The sequence below is a fragment of the Pseudomonas sp. FW306-02-D09B genome, assembly GCF_058782685.1.
In genome coordinates, this window is sequence record NZ_JBYSXY010000008.1 from 129,877 (window position 1) to 149,504 (window position 19,628).

Below are 19,628 nucleotides of genomic sequence, written 5' to 3' on the forward strand. Positions count from 1 at the left end.
CTGACAACACCTAACATCTTGATTCACCCTTTACAGGAAGCCCTTCGATGTCCTCTGCCCCCTCGTACCTCATGCACAACTATGCCCGCCAGCCGGTCTCCTTCAGTCGAGGCCAAGGGGCATCTCTGTGGGACAAGCACGGGGTCGAATACCTGGATGCAATCGCCGGTGTGGCGGTGACCAGCCTTGGGCATGCCAACCCCGAGATTGCCGCCGCCATTGCCGAGCAAGCGGGCCAGTTACTGCACACCTCCAACATGTTTCACATTGAATGGCAGGAGCAATTGAGTGAGCGCTTGTGCGCCTTATCGGGCATGCAGCGCGCCTTTTTTTGCAACTCGGGGGCTGAAGCCAACGAAGCGGCGCTCAAGTTGGCCCGACTGCACGCCAACGCCAGGCACGTGGCACAGCCACAAGTGCTGGTGATGGAAAACAGCTTTCACGGCCGCACCCTGGCCACTCTCGCGGCTACTGGCAACCCGGCCGTACAGCGCGGATTTGAGCCCTTGATGCCAGGCTTTCTACGGGTGCCTTACGACAACATCGAGGAGATCCGCAAGGTGGCGGCGCAATCACCCGACATCGTCGCGGTACTGGTCGAGCCCGTGCAGGGTGAAGGCGGTGTGCATGCGGCGTCCGCCGGTTATCTACAGGCCCTGCGGCAACTGTGCGACGAACACGATTGGCTGATGATGGTCGATGAAGTGCAAACCGGGATGGGCCGCACCGGCGCCTGGTTTGGCTACCAACACGCGGGGATAGTGCCGGATGTCATCACGCTGGCCAAGGCACTGGGCAATGGTTTTCCCGTTGGCGCATGCCTGGCACGAGGCATGGCCGCCGAACTGTTTTCCCCGGGCCATCATGCCTCCACTTTCGGCGGCAACCCCCTCGCCTGCCGCGTGGGATGCACCGTACTCGACATCATGGAGCGCGATCACATCCCGCAGCGCGCAGCCACATCTGGCCGTCGGCTGCTGGCCGCGCTGCAGGAGGCGCTGGGCAATCACAGCGAGGTCGTTTCCATTCGCGGCCTGGGCCTGATGGTCGGCATCGAACTGAACCGTCAGTGTGCCGAACTGGTCGGCCGGGCGCTGGACGAACAACGCCTGCTGATAACGGTGACTCGCGGCACCACCCTCCGACTGCTGCCGCCGTTGATCTGTGAGGACTCGCAGATCGACGACATCGCTGCGCGTGTCTCTCGGCTCTTGTCATAAACCGGCTTACTTTCTCAACCAAGGACCCCTTCATCTATGTACGACTCAACGCTGACCCTTAAAGCATTCGACGCCGAGCTGTGTGAGGCGATTCATAACGAAGAACATCGTCAGGAAGACCACGTAGAACTGATCGCTTCCGAAAACTACGCCAGCCCTCTGGTCATGAAAATCCAGAGCACCGTGCTCACCAACAAATACGCCGAAGGCTACCCAGGCAAGCGCTACTACAGCGGCTGCGAGTATGTCGATGTGGCCGAGCGCCTGGCCATCGAGCGGGTAAAGACCCTGTTCAACTGCGACTACGCCAACGTGCAGCCGCATGCGGGTGCCCAGGCGAACGCCGCGGTATTCCTGGCATTGATCAATCCTGGTGACACAGTGATGGGCATGAACCTGGCCCAAGGTGGCCACCTGACCCACGGCAACCCTTCAAACTTCTCGGGCCGTCATTACAAGATCGTTCCTTATGGCCTTGACCCAAAGACGGGCTTTCTCGACTACGACGAGATGGAACGCATCGCCCTGGAAACTCGACCGAAGATGCTGATCGGTGGTTTTTCTGCCTACTCCCGGTACAAAGACTGGGCGCGCATGCGGGCCATTGCCGACAAGGTCGGGGCTATTTTCTGGGTCGACATGGCCCACGTCGCAGGTCTGGTCGCTGCCGGCGAATACCCGGACCCATTGCCGCACGCCCACGTGGTTACAAGCACCACTCACAAGACCCTGCGGGGCCCACGGGGTGGCTTGATTTTGTCCAAGGGGCAAGACGAAGCGTTCTACAAAAAGCTCGACTCTGCGGTATTCCCGGGTGTCCAGGGCGGGCCACTGATGCACCAGATCGCCGCCAAGGCCGTCGCCTTCAAGGAAGCACTGGCACCCGAGTTCAAAACCTATCAGACGCAAGTGGTGATCAACGCCCGGGCCATGGCGGCCGTGCTGCAACGGCGGGGTTACAAGATCGTTTCCGGTGGCACCGATAACCACATGATGCTAATCGACCTGTCCGACAGGCCTTACACCGGCAAGGAAGCTGATGCGGCCCTGAGCAACGCCTACATCACCGCCAACAAAAACTCTGTGCCCAACGACCCGCGCTCACCGTTCGTGACCTCTGGGTTGCGCATCGGTACCCCAGCCATCACCACCCGAGGTTTCGGCGTGTTCGAATGCGAACAACTGGCGGGCTGGTTGTGCGACGTACTGGACGCCCTGGAAAACGGCCACAGCGAGACGGTCGGGCACCACGTGCGCGAACAGGTGGTGGAGCTCTGCCGCCGTCATCCTGTCTATCGTTGATTCTTTTACCCCGAGCTATCGCCGCCAGGCTGATGTCATCGTTGGGTGAAAAACCGGGCGCGCGGCAAGGCGCCCGGACGACCGGGCGCACCCGCTACCAATCTGTCGAGTCACTAGCGGGATGCCGATGGCCGACATTGCAGTGCTTCGGCTACGTGGCTGCGACCGAAAGCGTCTACGTGCTCCCGCCAACTCCTGATTCACCGGCTGTCGATTACTCCAACAAATATATAAGGACTTCACGACCACCATGAACTATCCAGACTTCCTGCCGTTTACCAAACCCGCTATCGACGAAGCCACGATCGCAGCCGTCGGCGACGTCTTGCGCTCCGGCTGGATTACCAGTGGGCCCAAGGTCCAGTTATTCGAAGCGCAGCTCTCGGACTATTTCGGCGGACGCCCGGTACGGACGTTCAATTCCGGAACCTGCACCATGGAGATCGCCTTGCGCATCGCGGGAATCGGTGCTGGTGACGAAGTCATCACCACTCCGATCTCGTGGGTTGCAACGGCCAATGTGATCATTGAAGTGGGTGCGACCCCTGTGTTTGTCGACGTTGATCCAGTCACTCGCAATATCGATCTGGCTCAAGTCGAAGCGGCAATCACACCACGGACCAAGGCGATCATTCCGGTCTATCTGTCGGGTCTGCCGCTGGATATGGATCGTTTGTATGCGCTGGCGAAAAAACACAACCTGCGGGTGGTGGAGGATGCTGCCCAAGCGCTGGGCTCGTCCTGGAAAGGCGAACGCATCGGGGCTTTTGGTGATTTTGTGTCCTTCAGCTTCCAAGCCAACAAGAACATCACCTCATCCGAAGGCGGTTGCTTGGTGCTGAATAATCTCGAAGAGGCACGTCTTGCCGAGAAACACCGGTTGCAGGGTGTCACTCGCAGCGGCTTCGATGGTCTGGATGTGGATGTCCTGGGCGGCAAATACAATATGACCGACATTGCCGCGACCATCGGCCTGGGCCAGTTCGCGCATATCGAGGCGATCACTGCCCATCGTCGAGAGTTGGCTAAATACTATTTCGAGTGCCTTGGCAGTGATTTCGAAGCGAAATACGGTGCTCAACTACCGGTCGCCGATTTCGATAACAGCAACTGGCACATGTTTCAGCTAGTGCTGCCAGAGCGTCAGGACGGTAAGCCGGCCCGGGCCACGTTTATGGAGCAGATGCAAAAGCACGGTGTCGGCATCGGCTGTCACTACCCCTCGATTCACTTATTGAGCTTGTACCGCGCGCGCGGCTTCAAGGAAGGCATGTTCCCGATTGCAGAACGGGTTGGCCGTCTGATCGTTTCGCTGCCGATGTTCAATGCCATGACAACAAGGGACGTCGAACGCTCGGTGGAAGCAGTGAAAGCAGTACTGCAACCTTACTGAGCAGCAAGCCAGTTTTTTTGTGTGGGCGATGCCAACGCGTTGCCAGGAGAAGCGCGCTTACGCAGCATTCCACCGGACTACGCGAAAAGGCATGTATTTCGCAAGCACACCGGTCTTTCCCAAAGCGACTACCGGCGCCAGCGTCAGGGCTCTGCTGGCCGCAGATAGGGCTCGATAAAGCCGCAGCCAAGGATCTCGTTCAGGCGTTGCGCATCGCTCATTCGGCGAAACAGTCCAATAGTCTTCCACGGCGCGTGACCATCGACATTGGGCGCTCCCAATCCCGCCAACAGGTCGGCGATCAGTATTGATCGGGTCTCGAAAGAGATGCGTGTCAGCCCGCTGCTATTGCCGACGCCGGCATGGGCATGAGCCCCGGAAAAAGCGATCAGGCTCCCCGGAGCGATATCGACGGCAATCCCCTCCTGCGGGTCGATCGCTTCCAGCAGATGCGGAATGGCTTCGTCGGCATCCACGGCATTGCGGCCGTCTCGATGGGATCGCTGCAAAATGGCGCGCATATCGAAATCTGCGCTCGAATTACCCAGCGGTCGCTGCCAGAGACCTGGATACAAGGCGAAGGTACGCCCTGCCGCGATGGGATAGATGGGCGCCCACCAATTGGTTTGTGCATAGATATTCGACCCCCAGGTATCGCGGTGAAACGCGATGGTGGCCGTCGTGCGGGCACGCGGCGTCGACTGTTCTGGCTCGCAATGCGGCTGAAAACGCAAATGCAGGCGATCGCACGCCAGGGTATCGGGGGCGATGCCAAGGCTTTGCACGACGTCCTGCCAGCGCTGCTGGACCTCAGCCGAGCCTGCGAAGTCGTTCTGAATTTTCGCAAAGCGCTCAATCTGCTCAGGGTGGCTCAAATGGCGATGGATCTGTTGCGGCGACCAGGGATGCAGCGCGTCTTCGAGGAGCGCACGCGTATATTCCACCAGCGCCGTCATGGGCTGCAGGTCAGTGAAGCGAATGATCTCGCCAGCATAGATCCGGTCATGCAATTGGCGAGCGGTGCTCGGTATGGCAAGCGAGCTGTACATGACTGGAAGTCCCCTGAAGGTGCGCCTCCTGACTTTAGATCCACGCCGATTGTGACGAAAGTGGCAGGTGAGGCGAAAAAGCGCGGATCAGGTCCTGGGGACATGAGCAACAGGCGACCTTCAAGCCAGGAATGGGGCGCTTATGGCAGTTCTCAGCGGGCAGTTAACGGCCAGGAGCCAACGCACGACTCCAACAATAAATTCCTCCCTTTACTCGTGAAACTTGTGTTGAGGCCCACAGTCTTAGCCCAGCCTTGGAATCCATCTGCAAGCCAATACAGCAAAACGCTCTGCGGTCATTCCTCTGCCCACTATCGCCATTACCGTCGTCATCCCATCAGAGCTGCCCGCCTCATGCGCCAGACCGTTCGCTCCTCCTGCATTTTCTCGCTCTGCCTTATTCCTTTGCTCCCCCTGTTCGCCAGTCCCGCCCATGCCGGCGAGGAAAGGCAACTGGTGGAGGACATCAACGACTACCGCGCCCAACCGCAGCGCTGCGCGGGGCGCACGGTCCGAGCCTTGACGCCGCTGGCGCTGAAGTCGAACCTGGCCTTGCCGATCGGCTATGGCGGCGTTACGCGGGAGACGTTGAAGGATTCCGGCTATCAGGCGGTGTCTGTGCGGACTATCCGTCTGGTCGACGCTGAAGATGCCGAGGAGGCCTTTGACATGCTCGAGAGCCGCTACTGTGGGGCCCTGCTCGATACCCAGTTCACCGATATTGGCGTGTATCGCGACGAGAGTGAATGGCAGGTGGTGCTGGCGCGGCCCTTGCTCGATAGGCATCTGGACGACCCGCGAGCGGCGGGCAAGACGTTGCTGGCAGAAGTCAACGCGGCACGGGCGAAACCGCGCCTGTGTGGTCGACAGCGCTTCGCCGCTGCACCGCCGCTGACCTGGAATGCCGCCCTGGGGACAGCGGCGCAGGGGCACAGCCGGGCGATGGCCAACGACAATTACTTCGCGCACCAGGACCCCAACGGTGATATGCCGTGGGACCGAGCGAAGGCCGCCGGCTACGGTGGCCGGCAGATCGGAGAGAACATCGCCGCCGGGCAGCGTTCACCGGACAAGGCTATGGAAGGCTGGCTGGCCAGCCCCGGGCATTGCGCCATCCTGATGAACCCGATGTTTACCCAGGTCGGCGCGGCCTATGCCGCGAACTCGCGTAGCGACAACGGCATCTATTGGACGATGCTGTTCGGCGCGAAATAAGAAAATCAATGAAAAGGGGACAGATTGCGTCGAGGCTGATGACAGATAAACAAGTCTGCCCCCTTTTCATTTTTTAGATCCGCCACCGCTCAAGCAAGCGTCATCACCCTGTTTACCCGCCTCACCAACCGCCAGTGGACGATCCACAGCGGTAACGCCATAGCTCCCCCCAGCGAACCAAGTTCGTTGGGCAGCAACGAAACAATCTGCGCGGTACACCACCCTAGCCCTGAGAAAAGGCCAAAGCTTTTAAACGAGCCCAGAGCTTTGTTATGCCTGGCTTCACGCCGTAGCGATCGGGCCACGGGAATGGTCAGCAGAATCTTGAAGACGACGAGCAACATCGGCGAACCCTGCAATAAATGACAGTCGCCATTATGCCGCAGCGGATTTTGCCTTGAATGCGGTCACGGGTCGCAGGCGAGCCCCTACAGGTGTGAACCTATTTCAGGACTAGACACAGCAATGAAAAATAAATCTGTCCCCTTTTTCCTTATGCCGCGCAGCGGCAGTCTTCGGTTGCGGTCCGGGTTGAGGGAAGGGTTAGACCTCAGTTGGCCGCGCACGATGATTTGGACTTTGGCTTACGCCTCCGTCGCCGACGGCCAGCCGATCCGTGCCGCACTACGAAGATTGGACTGAACGACTAAGCGATGAAACGGGGCAATGAGAAAAATATAGAGACGACCTAAGCGATTGTGGCAATGAACAACGGTCGACAGAGTCAAGTGACGTTTAGCTCCCGGCGACGACTGACCGGAACATAGAACAGAGAGCCTGAAGTCCAGGTGCTTGTCGTCTTCTCCAAGAACGACTTCGGTTGGACTTGTGCTGTAGATCTTAAAGATGCCGAGTCGGCCCGCTCCGCTCTCCGCATCCAGTGATGCGAGATGCTTAGCTGTCTTGAGGCCGAAACCGGCTACGAGCGCGTCTCGAACCGTCAAGAGGCTGCCGACCCAAGGCGCTTGGTGAGCGAAGATGAACCTCGCCAACAATTCGGGATTGGTTGACGCTCCGGTGGGAAGCTCGATCGAGTAAGCGTCGGCGAGATTCATCGATACGTAGGCTTTAGCAATCGCCGACTCCGGAGGAAGCGACACAGATGTTGCGTGATGGTGTTCGGTTGACATGTATGCGGCCTATGGTTCGTTTCTGAGGTCTAAAATTTCAACCACATGATCTGGCATCTCCTGCGGGAGCATTTGCCTAGCACTGTCATTGGCATTTTCTTGGCTATCCGCCCGTATCGTCCTTGTGTCTTCGGACCAGGACTCGCTATCGAGCGACGACTTGAGGCGATATCTGTACTTCACGAAAAAGAACCTCAGTGCTGTCATTTTTTGGCCCTGGATGAGGTTCGAGTACGAATCACAGGAAGCGTAGCATTGAATAGCCCCTGGCTTAGTAGACGCAACCGAACGCCCCACTGATCTCCGACGCTTGTTGGTACTCGCCGGCTGCTTCAGGCCGTTTACGGTACTTCGCGGCAGGCAGAAATCGGCCAGAAGCAGTCACTGGAAACCCATCAGCGAATTCGTAATGAGCTTCCCATTGCCCGCTCTACCTTGTTAGAGCAGGCGGGTACGGGATGAGTGATTGCAAAACTCTACTCTGCCAGCCGTAACTGCAATCGGCTTCGATGGGATAAGCCTGCTTGCAAGGCAAATGCAACTATCACGGTAGATGGCGCGGAAAAGCTGCTCAGTCCGCCGCCGGAAAACATCAACGCAAGACCTAACGCGGTGGCGCCAAACCAGGCCGTCAAGCCCACAGGGTTAAACGCGACTACCCGTTCGAGCACTGCGACGTCACTACGTCCGTAGACAATCTGCGCCAACGCCACACCCACCCAGGCCACCACGAAAATTCCCTGATAGGCCAACGCCTTGAGGATGTAGGCAAACACGTCCGCGAGCATCAAGCCGTAGACGATCACCCCCACCGCCACTGCCCACATCAGGTACGAACCGCGAAGGCCAAATCGACCAAAGAACGCCTGCATGTTCAGGGTCGCCAAGTAATAGTTGGCGGTGTTGATCCGGGTTTGCGTGGCCCAGACAAACAGCAATCCCCACAGGCCCATCAACTGCAAAATCGCCATCACCACCGAGACTTCGTTCAGCGCGCCTTCGTGGGGAATGCTGCTGACCAGGTAAATACCCGCCGCGCCGTTGAGCAGAAACGTCACCGCGTAGAACGGCATGCCGAAGTTCCAGCGACCGTGGTACTCGGCGTCTTCAGGCTTGCCGAAACGCGCATAGTCGAAGGTGAACAGCATCAACACCCAGACCCCCATGTAGGCGACAAAACAATCCCACCAGCCGAATGCACTAGGCCTTGCCGGGCCGAAATCCAGCCATTGCGGCTGGTAGCCATAACGGCTGATCGATAGCCCCACCGCCACCAGCAAACCACCGAGGTACACCGGCAGCAACACGCCGTTGAGCTTGTCCAGCCAGTGCTGCACGCTGCCCAGGATCATCGGCACGCTGTAGAGCACCACCGCCAATGCCGCCAGCGGATAGACCAGTTCCGGGTACAGGTGATTGAGCGCGACGGCGATCACCGAACCTTCGAACACCGCGTAATAGATCGCGGTCGAGAAGAAAATCAACGTCGCCAGGCACGCCCCGGTGCTGCCGAACAACAGCCGTGAAAACAACGCCACCGACAAACCGCTGCGAATCGCAAAGCGGCTGAGCACGCTGTTGACCAGTCCATAACTGATCACCGACAGGACCATGCCGATCAGCGCATTGCGCGCACCGAACGACAACGCCAATGAAGCACCCACCACGATGTAAAACATCGCACTGCACACGGCCCACCAGGCCATGGTCAGGGACAGTCGACCCATGCGCGCTTCGGTGGGAACAGGATGATGCGCCGGGTCTTGCCCGGTTTGACTCGATTGCGATAAAGCAGCCATATGCGTGAACTCCAAAACCAGTCAAAGGTTGAAGCGCGGGCAGCCGTCACCGCACCGAAGTGCGGCGTTGGCGTACCGTTTGGCATGGCCCGCGCTAGACGGCGGACAGAATCAGGAAGGGAACAGCTTGCTCAGGCAGCTGAGTTTTTTCTTATAGGAACGTCGCGCTTCCAGCGCCTCTTCGAGGGTTACCGCGACAAAGCGGGCCTTCTGGTTGGGTTGCATCTGGCCGATCAAATCGAGGTCAGCGCTGATCACCGTGCCAATCATCGCGTAGCCGCCACCGGACACCGCATCACGGTGCAGCACGATGGGTTCGAGCCCGGCGGGCACCTGGATCGAGCCGATCGGGTAGCAACTGTCGACGATGTTCGACGGATCGGAACCGGCGCCGAACGGCTGCTCCCGGGGCTGAAAGCTCAGCGCGCTGCCGCCCTTGAAGCGATAGCCGATGCGGTCGGCTTCCGAACCGACCGTCCACGGCTCGGCGAAAAAGCTCTTCGCCGCCGATTCGGTCAAGCGGTGGTAGTACAAACCTGGCACCACCCGCAGGGTGATTTCGCCACCCAATGATTGCCGTAACGCCATGGGCAAACTGGCCCCGGCGCGGCTCTTGCCGCTGGCGATGCCCACCGGCAATTCGTCGCCTGCAATCAGGCGTCGCCCCTGAAAACCGCCGAGCGCGCCCAGCGCATAGGTGGAGCGACTGCCGAGCACCACCGGCACATCAATGCCGCCGGCCACCGCCACATAAGCGCGGGCACCAGCCTTGGGAAAGTCAAAGCGCAGCACTTGCCCGGCCTTCACGGTGAACGCGGTGTCGTGGTGCATTTCCACGCCATCGACCCGTGGCGTCATGTGCGCGCCGCTGACCGCCACCAATGCATCCTGCTGAAACTCCAACTCAGGCCCGAGCAGCGTGCATTCCAGCGCCGCCAAACCTGCTGGGTTGCCGACCAATTGATTGGCCGCGCTCAAAGCGTATTGATCAAGCGCGCCGGACGGCGGAATGCCCAAGTGGTAATACCCTTCGCGGCCCAGGTCTTGTACCGAAGTGGCGAGGCCGGGTTTGAGGACCTTGATCATGCCAATACCTCCTGCAACGACTTGGGATAGCCAACGGGATCGGCAAGGAACGCGTCCAGCGAAAACTCCACCGGCCGAATCCGCAGATCAAAGCAACCGGCTTCCACTTCGGCCACCGCGCGGTCGTAGGCTTCACGGTCCATCGGTTTGAACTGCACGATGTCGCCTGGACGGAAAAACACCATGTGTTCTTTCAGGTACGCAAGGTTCTGTTGCGGGTCGTAGATCGGCGCAGGCGTGACGCCAAACATCTGATAGCCGCCGGCGCCGCGCACTGAGTAAATGCAACCAAAGCAACCGCCGTGACCGAGGGTCAATTTCGGTGTGTCGGTGCGCGGACGCAGGTATTTTGGCACCTGCAACTGACGCTCGCGCTCGACCATCTGGAACATGAATGGCAACCCGGCAACGAAGCCGACCATCGAGACAAACCACGGCGCGCCACTGTGAGCCGCGATGAATGCATCGACGTCGGCCAGACCGTTGATTCGTGCGGCGTACTCCAGGTCCGTGGCGCTCGGGTCTTGATGGCGGTCGCGAAAACGCATCAGGGTTTCGTGAGTCCAGGGGTCGTTGTAGAGCACGGGAATCTCGATGATCCGCGTGTGCAACGTGCGCTCGGCGACGGCCCCGGCTTCGGCGATTTTTACCGCTTCGAGCAAGGTATGAGGGGCGATGCGATCCGGGTCGAAACGAATCTGGAATGACGCGTTGGCCAGGCACACATCGAGCACGCCATCCAGCGCCAGCCGTTCTACCGCACGGGTGACCGCCATGCCTTTGAAAAACGCTTCCAGAGACATGCTGTCACTGACTTCGGCAAACAAATGCTCATCGGCGCCAAAGCTGTAGCGGATGGGATTGCTCACGCTTCACCTCCGAGGCGGCGCTCGGCCAGCCAGGTTTCCAGGGTGCCGGTGTGGAAGTCGGCGCTGTGCAGCCACGGTTGTTCCAGCAATTCGCCGTGCAACGATAAGGTGCTGGCCATGCCCGTGAGCGTGGTTTGCTTCACCGCAACCCGCGCACGGGCCAAGGCTTCGGCGCGATCCGCACCGTGAACAATCAGTTTGGCTAGCAGCGAGTCATAGTACGGCGGCACGCGGTAGCCTTGATACAGATGCGTATCAACGCGAATGCCCTCGCCGTTCGACCAGATCAGTTCCTCGACCAGGCCTGGACTCGGGAAGAAATCCCGCGCCGGGTCTTCAGCGTTCAGGCGCATTTGCAGGGCGGCGCCGTTGAGTCGGATGTCGCTTTGCTTGAAGCCCAGCGGCTCGCCGCCAGCGATGCGCAACATGGCTTGGACTAGGTCGATGCCCGTGATCAGTTCGCTGACTGGGTGCTCTACCTGAATCCGCGTATTCATCTCGATAAAGAAGAACTCACCGGTAGCATCGTCATACAGGTATTCCAGGGTGCCGGCGCCCTTGTAGCCCAGGGATTCGGTCAGGCGCACGGCGCTGGCGCACAGCGTTTCCCGTTGCTGCTGGCTAAGGACTGGCGCCGGCGCTTCTTCGAAGATTTTCTGCCGGCGCCGTTGCAGCGAACACTCGCGCTCAAACAAATGCACGGCGTGCTGACCGTCGCCCAGCACCTGCACTTCAATATGCCGGGCCCGGCTGATAAACCGCTCCAGGTACACCGCGCCATTGCCAAATGCTGCTTGGGCTTCGCGCTGGGAACGGGGGAATTCTTCGCTCAGTTGCTCGGCGTTTTCCGCCAGCCGAATACCGCGCCCGCCGCCCCCGGCCGAAGCTTTGATCAACAACGGGAAGCCAACGGATTCAGCAGCCTTGAGCGCCGACTCGACGTCGAACAGTTCACCCGGCGAACCCGGCACCACCGGCACGCCAGCGGCTTGTGCGGTACGCCGTGCCTCGGCTTTATCGCCCATGCGCCGGATCGTCTCCGCGCTCGGGCCGACGAAAATGGCGCCGGCAGCCACCACCGCTTCGGCGAAATCGGCGTTCTCAGACAGAAAGCCGTAACCGGGATGCACCGCGTTGGCGCCCGTGGCTTTCAAGGCGCCGAGCAAGGCCTCGACGTTCAGGTAACTTTTGTCGGCACGGGCCGGGCCAAGAATGTGCACCTCATCGGCCATGCGCGCGGCCTGGGAATCGACGTCCGCCTCGCTGCACGCAGCAACGGTGGGAATGCCCAGTTCTTTGGCGGCGCGGATAATCCGCACGGCGATCTCGCCACGGTTGGCGACCAGCAGTTTATGAATGGCTTGGGTCATGATCGCGCCCTCACTCGTCGTCGAGTGTTGCGACGACTTGACCCGGCTCCACCGGATCACCGTCTTCTACCAAAAAGGCACTGAGGCGACCGGCCGTCCCGGCGGTCAGTTCGGAGAATTGCTTCATGACCTCGATCAGGCCAATTACCGTGTCGGCGCTGACCCCCGCGCCGACCTCTACGAAGTTCGCCGATTCCGGGGTGGCTTTGCGGTAGAAGGTCCCCGGCAACGGGGTGATTACAGTGTGTTCGGCCATGTCTGTTCCTCTTGGAATAGTTGTAGAAAGGCAGGCAAAAAGTGAATCGGTGGGCAAACCCTGGCGTCTCTGTGCCAGGTGCTTTCGTTTCTCAGCGCGGTGGTCGGACCTCTATGCCCGCGCCATCAAGTGCATAACGCGTGGCTTCGACCAACGCCAGGGCACCCGGCGTGTCGCTGTGCAAACAGATGGAATCGAATTCAATCGCCAGGTCTTCGCCCTCGACGGTGCGCACCACGCCTTGTTGGCAAGCACGCAGCACTCGCTCGGCGACGTGGACCGGGTCGTAAGCCCGCACGTTGCGGGTAAAGACGATGGAGCCGGTGAGGTCGTACTCTCGGTCGGCGTAGAACTCGCGGATCACCGGTTGGCCAAGTTCCGTGGCAACCCGCCAGATCACCGAATCGGGCATGCAATACAGAAGCAACTCCGGTTCCAGACGTTGGAGGTTCTCCACCAGCAAACGGGCGGCCTCTTCGTCTCGGGCCAGGTGCATGTAGAGCGCGCCGTGGGGTTTGATGTGTTGCAGGGCCACGCCTTGAACCCGGGCGAGTTCACGCAAGGCGCCCAACTGATAGAGCATGTCGTCGACCAGTTCCTGGGCCGGCGCATTAATGTGCCGACGGCCAAAACCAACCAGGTCGCGAAACCCCGGATGCGCGCCGATGGCCACGCCCAGGCACTTGGCCTGTTCGACGGTGCGACGCATGGTGCTGGGGTCGCCGGCATGAAAACCGGTGGCGATGTTGGCCGAACTGATAAAGCCCATCAGCTCATTGTCGACGCCATCGCCGATGGTCCAGGGACCAAAGCCTTCGCCCATGTCCGAGTTGAAATCTACTGCCTGCATGATGCTTGCTCCCGACGCTTGTGACTTCATGCAGGCCAAGTTAGATTCCTGTTAACCCCTTGGGAAGATCTATTATCAGATGGGGTATCTTCTATAAAACAGATACCTCGTCACCCGGAGTGCTCATGTCCCTGACCCTGCGCCAAGTCCGTTATTTCGTCGCCACCGCCGAGATCGGGCAAATCTCTCAAGCCGCGATTCATCTGAATATTTCCCAGTCGGCGGTGACCACGGCGATCAAGGAACTGGAAAGCATCCTCGGCACGCTGTTGTTCCAGCGTTCGGCCCAGGGTATGAGCCTGACCGACGCCGGGCGGCACTTTTTGAATAGGGCCTACGTGATTTTGCGCAGCGTCGATGACGCGTTGAACAGCCCGTTGCCGGACATCCGCGCCAGTGGTGTATTGCGTTTAGCGGCGAGTTACACGGTGATCGGTTACTTCCTGCCGCATCACCTGCAACGGCTTGAACACTGGCATCCGGACGTGGCCATCGAAGTCCACGAACAAGAACGGACGGCCATCGAGCAGGGTCTGCTGGAAGGTCGATTCGACATGGCAGTGGTGCTCACCGCGAACCTCACCCACCCGGATATCGTCTCGGAGATTCTCTTCAACTCCGAGCGCCGATTATGGCTGCCCAGCCGCCATCCCCTGTGCGAGCGTTCGGCAGTCAGCCTCGCCGACGTTGCGAAGGAACCTTACATTCTGCTGACCGTCGACGAAGCCGAACAAAGTGCCATGCGCTACTGGGAACACGCGCGACAGCAGCCAAACGTGCGGGTTCGCACCAGTTCAGTCGAAGCGGTGCGCAGCATGGTCGCCAATGGCAGCGGCGTGGCAATCCTCTCGGACTTGGTGCACCGCCCCTGGTCACTGGAAGGAAAACGCATCGAAACCCTGACAGTCACCGACAAGGTGACGCCGATGAGTGTCGGACTGGCGTGGCATCGCGAGCGCGAATTCAGCCCGGCGATGCAGGCGTTTCGTAACTATTTCCACGATGCATTTTTGGCGCCGCAACAGCTGTCTGCGCGACGCTGAAAACAGTGAAAACCATGCCCTCCTCTTGTGGATTTACGATGAGCGCTTTAGGCCATTTCCGGTCTGTTGTGACGGGAAGATTTTGGCCGTTTTCCGCCGTCACGAATGACCGTTTTGGGTCGGATGCAGCCCTTCACGACAGGCAGCTATCGGCCAATAGCAGACGTTCGCGAGTGGCTGTCAACGACCCAAAGCGGACTTCCCTGGCCTGTCCGCTTCTACTACATGCTGACGCTGTTGGTTTCGCCCGGGAGAGCCTAATCGTAAGGTCCAGCCTGAACATCGCTAGGGCTACAGGACTTTAAGACCATTGGGAGTCTCGATGTATGCCTGCAAACCATATCGCTCACTCCGCAGGACACTGACCGGGCCGGAAAAGCCGATAGTCTCAAGGTGGTGTTCTACTCCCTCTGGATCGGGATGAACGATCTCCAAGCGTTGCAATTGGCAGCCCTTATCAGCGAGCCTCTGTGCTGGATGCTCCGAGTCGCCCCAGTCGATCAGGCTAGGCACTACCCCACCCAGCGGTAAGTGGCCGTCAGGCTGAATCGTAATATTCCACGACAGCGCTCCCCTGCTCATCGGCTCGATCATTCCAAAAGCCTTCTTGAGCCTTTCGTCTGCGGCATCTAGATGCTCTGTACGCGCGACCCAATGGGCTAGATATGGAGCTGCTTGTGCACTCAGCTCATCTAGGCCGAACCACCTTGGTCTAGTGGGTAAGGGCGCCATACCGTCGGGGGCAATTACCTCGAGATAAAAAAACTCCCCTAACCGCAGCAGCAAGTTATGTGTACTCATACGCGCATGCTTACCTCCCGACTGCAACTGCACCCCCAGTTGTTGCTCGACGAGTTGCGCGCCTGACGTAAGGGTCGGTGACACGATGACCAAATGATCCAGGGTGGAACGCCTCATATGCACAACTCCATGTTCAGAAGGTCCTGTATATTTTGTCGCCGCCTAATCATCCGAAAACTTTCGTTCTCAATCAGGACCTCGGGCAACAAAGGCCGACTGTTGTAGTTTGAAGACATCGAAGCACCATAGGCGCCCGAATCATGGATCACCAGAAGATCACCGACATGGGCCTGCGGCAGGTCTTGGGCAGCCAGGGCGTGTTCATCCTGGGTGAAAACATCGCCGGACTCGCACAGCGGCCCAGCTACCATGGTGGGTTGCAAAGGGCGAGACACCGGAATCCCGTTAGCGTCTAGCAACGTCATGCGGTGGTAACTGCCGTACAAGGCCGGCCGCATCAAGTCGTTAAAGCCGGCATCAACCAGGATGAAAGTATTGCGGCCCATTTGTTTCACGGCGCGGACCTCGGTCACCAGGTAGCCCGACTCTGCGATCAGATACCGGCCCGGCTCTATCTCCATTCGCACGGAATGGCCAAGTACTTCCTCGATTTCCTTCCGGGCCGCCCCCCATGTCCGAGCGTAGCGCTGGATATCGACCGGCGTGTCGGTGCGTCTATACGGAACAGACAGCCCTCCGCCAATCGAGAAAGCCTCGATATCCCTATCTAGCTGACCAACAAGCTCAATCATCGATCGAGCAACCTGCTCCAAGTGCTCGTAATCCACTCCTGAGCCGATGTGCATGTGCACGCCTACCAGATGCAAATCGTAGGTCCTGATACAGTCAAGCGCCTCGCCCAATTGTTCATGCCAAATACCATGTTTGCTGTTTTCACCACCCGTGTTGGTCTTGCGACTGTGTCCATGGCCGAACCCAGGGTTGATCCGAATCCAAACCCGGTGTCCTGGGGAGCGCTCGCCCAACTGCCGGAGCATGTCAATTGAGCCCGCGTTCACTTCTATCCTTGACTCGATCACCCGGGCCAGTGTCACCTGGTCCAGCAAATCGCACGTCAGCACCACCCCCGCTGGGTGGCCATCGAACGATGCCCCCGCAGCCAGGGCCCGTTCGATTTCACCTATTGAAACGGCATCGAGGACCAGGCCTCGTGCCCGCATCAAGCGCAGGATATGCACATTTGGATTGGCCTTCTGCGCGTAGCGAACCGTGTCGAAGTCTTTCAGATTTTCGATACGATCGATGATGGTTTTAGCGTCGTATGCCCATAGGGGCGAGCCGTGTCGGCGAACCGCGTCGGCCAATACTTCGAACGGTGCAGAGTCGATCATGAATAGTCCTCGTTCAGGGGGACCATGAGGATGGAGCAAGAAGAGCATTCATAAAAATAGCTTTTGTTCGGGAATAGATTCATATCTGATATGACCATTCCATTCTTTCTGGTACCGCTGTGAAGCTATCCTTTCGCCATATCGAGATCTTTCGAGCCGTCATGTCAGCCGGAAGCGTCACGGGTGCCGCACATCTGCTCTTCACCTCACAACCCACCATCAGCCGTGAACTGTCACGGTTGGAACAGCTGCTTGGGCTACGTTTGTTCGATCGCGAGGGTGGCCGCTTGAAGCCAACGGCGCAGGCGTTGCTGTTGATCGAGGAAGTTGAGCTTTCCTACATTGGCCTAGAACGTATCGACCGGTACGCTCAGGCCATTCGCAACTTCGAACATGGGAGGCTGGCCATCACCTGCCTGCCACTCTTCTCCCAGACTCTCCTACCCGAGGTATGTCGGCAATTCCATCAGCATCACCCAGGCGTGAGCGTAGGCATTACGGCTCAGGAGTCACCATTACTGGAAGAGTCGCTGGTCGCCCAACAACATGACCTTGGGTTGACCGAAGTCGAGCAGATTCCCCGAGGGACGTCCGGCGAATTGCTGTTCAGCGCCAGGATGGTCTGCGTGTTGCCGAACCGGCACCCCTTGTTACAGAAGACTCAGCTTGAGCTGAGTGATTTTCACGAGGTGGATTTCATCAACCTATCCAGCCTCGATACCTACCGGCAGCAGCTGGATCAGCATTTCAGAATCGCCGGAGTCAACAGGCGCACGGTCATCGAGACCACCAACGCGGCATCAGTGTGCGCTATGGTCAGGCAAGGGCTGGGCGTGGCGGTTATCAACCCGCTGAGTGGGCTGGAAGCCGCGCAGAGTGGGCTGTCGATTCGCCAGCTAGGTGTCTGCGTTCGTTACCAGGTGATGATGATTCGCCCCAACCACCGGCCAGGCTCGGCGGCGGTGGATTTGTTCAGTGAGGCGCTGCGGACGCAAGCCCGAAAAATGAGCGATATCCTGGCAAAAGATTCTTGAAAAGACCTTCACTTTATGCTCGATCTGGGGCTTTACGAGGATGGCCCGGATATCCTCATGTCGAGGTCATTCACTGGCGCTTACGTTGCAGGATGGGACAGTTCTATGCAGCGGGCCATCACCCGAAAAATCCCGCTAAAGGTATATGCACTGGGCCACCAAGTTGTTAGCGCGTGCTCGTACCCGTAATGGCCGTTTTCTGCCGTTCGCCACCGGCAGCTCTGGGTCGATTTCTGCCCCTCACGACGGGCAGAAGTCGGCCAGAAGCTGCCTTCTACCCGAGCGCCCCGGCTCAGCCACACGCCGCATCCCCTGCCGCAAAGCGGCGGCTACGGGATAAAAGTTTGATTGACCAGGATGGGTCGAAGGCGGCAGTTGATCTATTCGCAGTTATACGACATGGGGATTGAGTTCTATGATGCGTCGCAGAAGCGCCGGTTCAAAGGATTGCCCACATGATCGACATCCTGTTGCCGCCATCGGGATGCCACAGCCAGGGCAAAACCACTTACCGGGCTCCCGCATCGCGGGGGCCTCACCTATGGTCTCGCAATGGCTGTAACGAAGGCGGAAGATTTTGCTCACAGGTTCGCTGAGCAAGGCTCCTGACGAAGAACACTGCATCGCGCCATCGTCGGCATCCACAAGATTCGAATTGCAGTAAGGGCAGTGCATTTGCAGGCGATCTCCAGTCTGACCTGGGTGCATTCTATCCGCCAGACGTGTGACAGAGGCATCCCAAGTGATCCTTCCCCAACTGAGCGGCTGCTATCGGCCAAAAGCGGTCACTCGAAGGTATGCATTTCATTCTTACGCCTTATTCTGCGTCGGACGTCACTGGATCTGAGTTGCAGGAATGACTCAAGTATCCGAAGAGCGATTACTTCAAGAGCATGATTTGATCCATGAGAGATGCCCCCTACACACTGTCCATGCGCTTTCAGACACCCGCCCCTGGCATTGCCCCACGCGAACAGGCGCCGATGCTCGCCCAGGAGCAAGCCTGGGCGCGGGAGCACGCGTCCAGGCACCGCTTCAGCTGGATCGAGGTGTTAGTGCCGCCGTTGTGCTTTGGCCCTGTTCTGCCGGGTATCGCGTTTTTACTGGGCCTGTTGCTCTATCGCTCGTTATTCGCCCCCGGCCTGGACATTGACCGGATCGTCGGAGCCTCCTTTGGCTGGCTTGCCCTCGCGACGCTGCTATTCATGGCTGCCTGGGGGTTACGCAACTTCTTGCGCGATGCCCACGACCCGACCAAACGCTACTGGCAGTCCATGCCGGACCAAGGGTTGGCCGAGCTTGAGCACCATAGCCTGGTATCTGGCACCAGCCTGTGGTCCTCCGATTATGATCCGGACTGCAACACCCTCATGCAATGGACAAACGGCAAGCTTGAGTGCGTGCAAGACAGCGGTGTGTCGCAATGGGTCCTGGCCAAGACTACTGCGGGCCATTGGCTGGTGCTCAAGGAAGAATATCCGGGCAGCTTCAACTATGGACGGGTTGGGAAAATGCCCACGCCGGACAAGCAAATGCAACCCTGCCAGGAACTGGCGATCGCCTTTGCCCCCGGCACCAACCTCCCTCTCGGCCGGCGTTTCGGCGGCGCGCCGATGCCATTGGTCGACACGCCGTATTGGGTGTCTGCCGATGAACTCAAGCGCCTTGTCGAGGTCGCCCATCACTGGACCTTTTTCCCCCCGGACCGCTATGCCGTGGTCAATAACCAGGATGCCGAGTGGGTGCAACGGCTGGTGGACAGGGCGCAAGCCAGCGTCGGCCCCCGGCCGGACGAGACAGCCAGCAATCGGCCAGAAGCAGTCAGTCGCTCAAAACACTCAAAAACCACTGATTGCTAA

At 59.0% G+C, this 19,628-nt stretch carries 17 protein-coding genes; 7 read left to right on the top strand and 10 right to left on the bottom strand.

Features of this window, described 5'->3' with window-relative positions; genetic code table 11:
- The first annotated feature begins 47 nt into the window (after positions 1-47).
- From AC3WK5_RS15550 to AC3WK5_RS15560, 3 genes are all read left to right on the top strand, one after another.
- Positions 48-1,220 carry an aspartate aminotransferase family protein gene (locus AC3WK5_RS15550; protein WP_103315981.1) on the top strand — a complete coding sequence of 391 codons (1,173 nt, stop codon included), beginning with the start codon at positions 48-50 and terminating at the stop codon, positions 1,218-1,220.
- Between the two features lie 36 nt (positions 1,221-1,256).
- Positions 1,257-2,522 carry a serine hydroxymethyltransferase gene (gene glyA, locus AC3WK5_RS15555; protein WP_103315982.1) on the top strand — a complete coding sequence of 422 codons (1,266 nt, stop codon included), beginning with the start codon at positions 1,257-1,259 and terminating at the stop codon, positions 2,520-2,522.
- 250 nt (positions 2,523-2,772) lie between these two features.
- The gene (locus AC3WK5_RS15560; RefSeq protein ID WP_103315983.1) at positions 2,773-3,915 is read left to right on the top strand and encodes a DegT/DnrJ/EryC1/StrS family aminotransferase; all 1,143 of its coding nucleotides are present in this window, start codon (positions 2,773-2,775) and stop codon (positions 3,913-3,915) included.
- A 143-nt stretch (positions 3,916-4,058) separates the two neighbouring features.
- Here AC3WK5_RS15560 and AC3WK5_RS15565 read toward each other — a convergent pair whose 3' ends face one another.
- Positions 4,059-4,964 (bottom strand): hypothetical protein, encoded by a 906-nt coding sequence (locus AC3WK5_RS15565; RefSeq protein ID WP_103315984.1) that lies wholly within the window; start codon positions 4,962-4,964, stop codon positions 4,059-4,061.
- 354 nt (positions 4,965-5,318) lie between these two features.
- On the opposite strand from AC3WK5_RS15565, the gene AC3WK5_RS15570 reads away from it, so the two are divergent.
- Positions 5,319-6,179 (top strand): CAP domain-containing protein, encoded by an 861-nt coding sequence (locus AC3WK5_RS15570; protein WP_103315985.1) that lies wholly within the window; start codon positions 5,319-5,321, stop codon positions 6,177-6,179.
- Positions 6,180-6,763: 584 nt separating this feature from the next.
- Here AC3WK5_RS15570 and AC3WK5_RS15575 read toward each other — a convergent pair.
- The 7 genes from AC3WK5_RS15575 to AC3WK5_RS15605 all read right to left on the bottom strand — a co-directional run bounded on the left by AC3WK5_RS15575 (position 6,764) and on the right by AC3WK5_RS15605 (position 13,539).
- Entirely contained in the window at positions 6,764-7,309 is a 546-nt protein-coding gene (locus AC3WK5_RS15575) for a DUF2867 domain-containing protein (protein ID WP_103315987.1), read from the bottom strand.
- A gap of 476 nt (positions 7,310-7,785) precedes the next feature.
- Positions 7,786-9,108 (bottom strand): purine-cytosine permease family protein, encoded by a 1,323-nt coding sequence (locus tag AC3WK5_RS15580; protein ID WP_103315989.1) that lies wholly within the window; start codon positions 9,106-9,108, stop codon positions 7,786-7,788.
- Between the two features lie 111 nt (positions 9,109-9,219).
- Positions 9,220-10,194 carry a 5-oxoprolinase subunit C family protein gene (locus AC3WK5_RS15585; protein WP_103315990.1) on the bottom strand — a complete coding sequence of 325 codons (975 nt, stop codon included), beginning with the start codon at positions 10,192-10,194 and terminating at the stop codon, positions 9,220-9,222.
- Positions 10,191-11,063 (bottom strand): 5-oxoprolinase subunit B family protein, encoded by an 873-nt coding sequence (locus tag AC3WK5_RS15590; protein WP_103315991.1) that lies wholly within the window; start codon positions 11,061-11,063, stop codon positions 10,191-10,193. Before AC3WK5_RS15590 ends, AC3WK5_RS15585 begins: the two co-directional genes overlap by 4 nt.
- On the bottom strand, positions 11,060-12,433 hold the full coding sequence (locus AC3WK5_RS15595; protein WP_103315992.1) for an acetyl-CoA carboxylase biotin carboxylase subunit: 1,374 nt from the start codon (positions 12,431-12,433) through the stop codon (positions 11,060-11,062). Before AC3WK5_RS15595 ends, AC3WK5_RS15590 begins: the two co-directional genes overlap by 4 nt.
- Before the next feature lie 10 nt (positions 12,434-12,443).
- Positions 12,444-12,689: an acetyl-CoA carboxylase gene (locus tag AC3WK5_RS15600; protein WP_054598042.1), complete on the bottom strand. Its 246-nt coding sequence runs from the start codon at positions 12,687-12,689 to the stop codon at positions 12,444-12,446.
- A gap of 91 nt (positions 12,690-12,780) precedes the next feature.
- A complete protein-coding gene (locus tag AC3WK5_RS15605; RefSeq protein WP_054598043.1) occupies positions 12,781-13,539 on the bottom strand; it encodes a 5-oxoprolinase subunit PxpA in 759 nt (252 codons plus the stop codon).
- 125 nt (positions 13,540-13,664) lie between these two features.
- On the opposite strand from AC3WK5_RS15605, the gene AC3WK5_RS15610 reads away from it, so the two are divergent.
- Complete coding sequence (locus tag AC3WK5_RS15610) at positions 13,665-14,582, top strand: LysR family transcriptional regulator (RefSeq protein WP_054598044.1); 918 nt, start codon at positions 13,665-13,667, stop codon at positions 14,580-14,582.
- A 291-nt stretch (positions 14,583-14,873) separates the two neighbouring features.
- Here the strand turns inward: AC3WK5_RS15610 and AC3WK5_RS15615 are convergent, their stop codons facing one another.
- Together AC3WK5_RS15615 and lysA are read right to left on the bottom strand one after the other, a co-directional pair.
- Positions 14,874-15,500: a VOC family protein gene (locus AC3WK5_RS15615; RefSeq protein ID WP_103315993.1), complete on the bottom strand. Its 627-nt coding sequence runs from the start codon at positions 15,498-15,500 to the stop codon at positions 14,874-14,876.
- On the bottom strand, positions 15,497-16,735 hold the full coding sequence (gene lysA / locus AC3WK5_RS15620) for a diaminopimelate decarboxylase (RefSeq protein ID WP_103315994.1): 1,239 nt from the start codon (positions 16,733-16,735) through the stop codon (positions 15,497-15,499). Before lysA ends, AC3WK5_RS15615 begins: the two co-directional genes overlap by 4 nt.
- A 119-nt stretch (positions 16,736-16,854) precedes the next feature.
- Here lysA and AC3WK5_RS15625 point away from each other — a divergent pair, with 119 nt between their 5' ends.
- Together AC3WK5_RS15625 and AC3WK5_RS15630 are read left to right on the top strand one after the other, a co-directional pair.
- The gene (locus AC3WK5_RS15625; RefSeq protein WP_103315995.1) at positions 16,855-17,769 is read left to right on the top strand and encodes a LysR family transcriptional regulator; all 915 of its coding nucleotides are present in this window, start codon (positions 16,855-16,857) and stop codon (positions 17,767-17,769) included.
- A 905-nt stretch (positions 17,770-18,674) separates the two neighbouring features.
- The gene (locus AC3WK5_RS15630) at positions 18,675-19,628 is read left to right on the top strand and encodes a hypothetical protein (protein ID WP_256585163.1); all 954 of its coding nucleotides are present in this window, start codon (positions 18,675-18,677) and stop codon (positions 19,626-19,628) included.

Bases quoted from the DNA above. Each gene is read 5' to 3' on its own strand.
- AC3WK5_RS15615 (WP_103315993.1), bottom strand. From the start codon at position 15,500: ATGAGGCGTTCCACCCTGGATCATTTGGTCATCGTGTCACCGACCCTT.
- AC3WK5_RS15565 (WP_103315984.1), bottom strand. From the start codon at position 4,964: ATGTACAGCTCGCTTGCCATACCGAGCACCGCTCGCCAATTGCATGAC.
- lysA (WP_103315994.1), bottom strand. From the start codon at position 16,735: ATGATCGACTCTGCACCGTTCGAAGTATTGGCCGACGCGGTTCGCCGA.
- AC3WK5_RS15605 (WP_054598043.1), bottom strand. From the start codon at position 13,539: ATGCAGGCAGTAGATTTCAACTCGGACATGGGCGAAGGCTTTGGTCCC.
- AC3WK5_RS15550 (WP_103315981.1), top strand. From the start codon at position 48: ATGTCCTCTGCCCCCTCGTACCTCATGCACAACTATGCCCGCCAGCCG.
- AC3WK5_RS15580 (WP_103315989.1), bottom strand. From the start codon at position 9,108: ATGGCTGCTTTATCGCAATCGAGTCAAACCGGGCAAGACCCGGCGCAT.
- AC3WK5_RS15610 (WP_054598044.1), top strand. From the start codon at position 13,665: ATGTCCCTGACCCTGCGCCAAGTCCGTTATTTCGTCGCCACCGCCGAG.
- AC3WK5_RS15595 (WP_103315992.1), bottom strand. From the start codon at position 12,433: ATGACCCAAGCCATTCATAAACTGCTGGTCGCCAACCGTGGCGAGATC.
- AC3WK5_RS15570 (WP_103315985.1), top strand. From the start codon at position 5,319: ATGCGCCAGACCGTTCGCTCCTCCTGCATTTTCTCGCTCTGCCTTATT.
- AC3WK5_RS15560 (WP_103315983.1), top strand. From the start codon at position 2,773: ATGAACTATCCAGACTTCCTGCCGTTTACCAAACCCGCTATCGACGAA.
- AC3WK5_RS15630 (WP_256585163.1), top strand. From the start codon at position 18,675: ATGAGAGATGCCCCCTACACACTGTCCATGCGCTTTCAGACACCCGCC.
- AC3WK5_RS15600 (WP_054598042.1), bottom strand. From the start codon at position 12,689: ATGGCCGAACACACTGTAATCACCCCGTTGCCGGGGACCTTCTACCGC.
- glyA (WP_103315982.1), top strand. From the start codon at position 1,257: ATGTACGACTCAACGCTGACCCTTAAAGCATTCGACGCCGAGCTGTGT.
- AC3WK5_RS15585 (WP_103315990.1), bottom strand. From the start codon at position 10,194: ATGATCAAGGTCCTCAAACCCGGCCTCGCCACTTCGGTACAAGACCTG.
- AC3WK5_RS15575 (WP_103315987.1), bottom strand. From the start codon at position 7,309: ATGTCAACCGAACACCATCACGCAACATCTGTGTCGCTTCCTCCGGAG.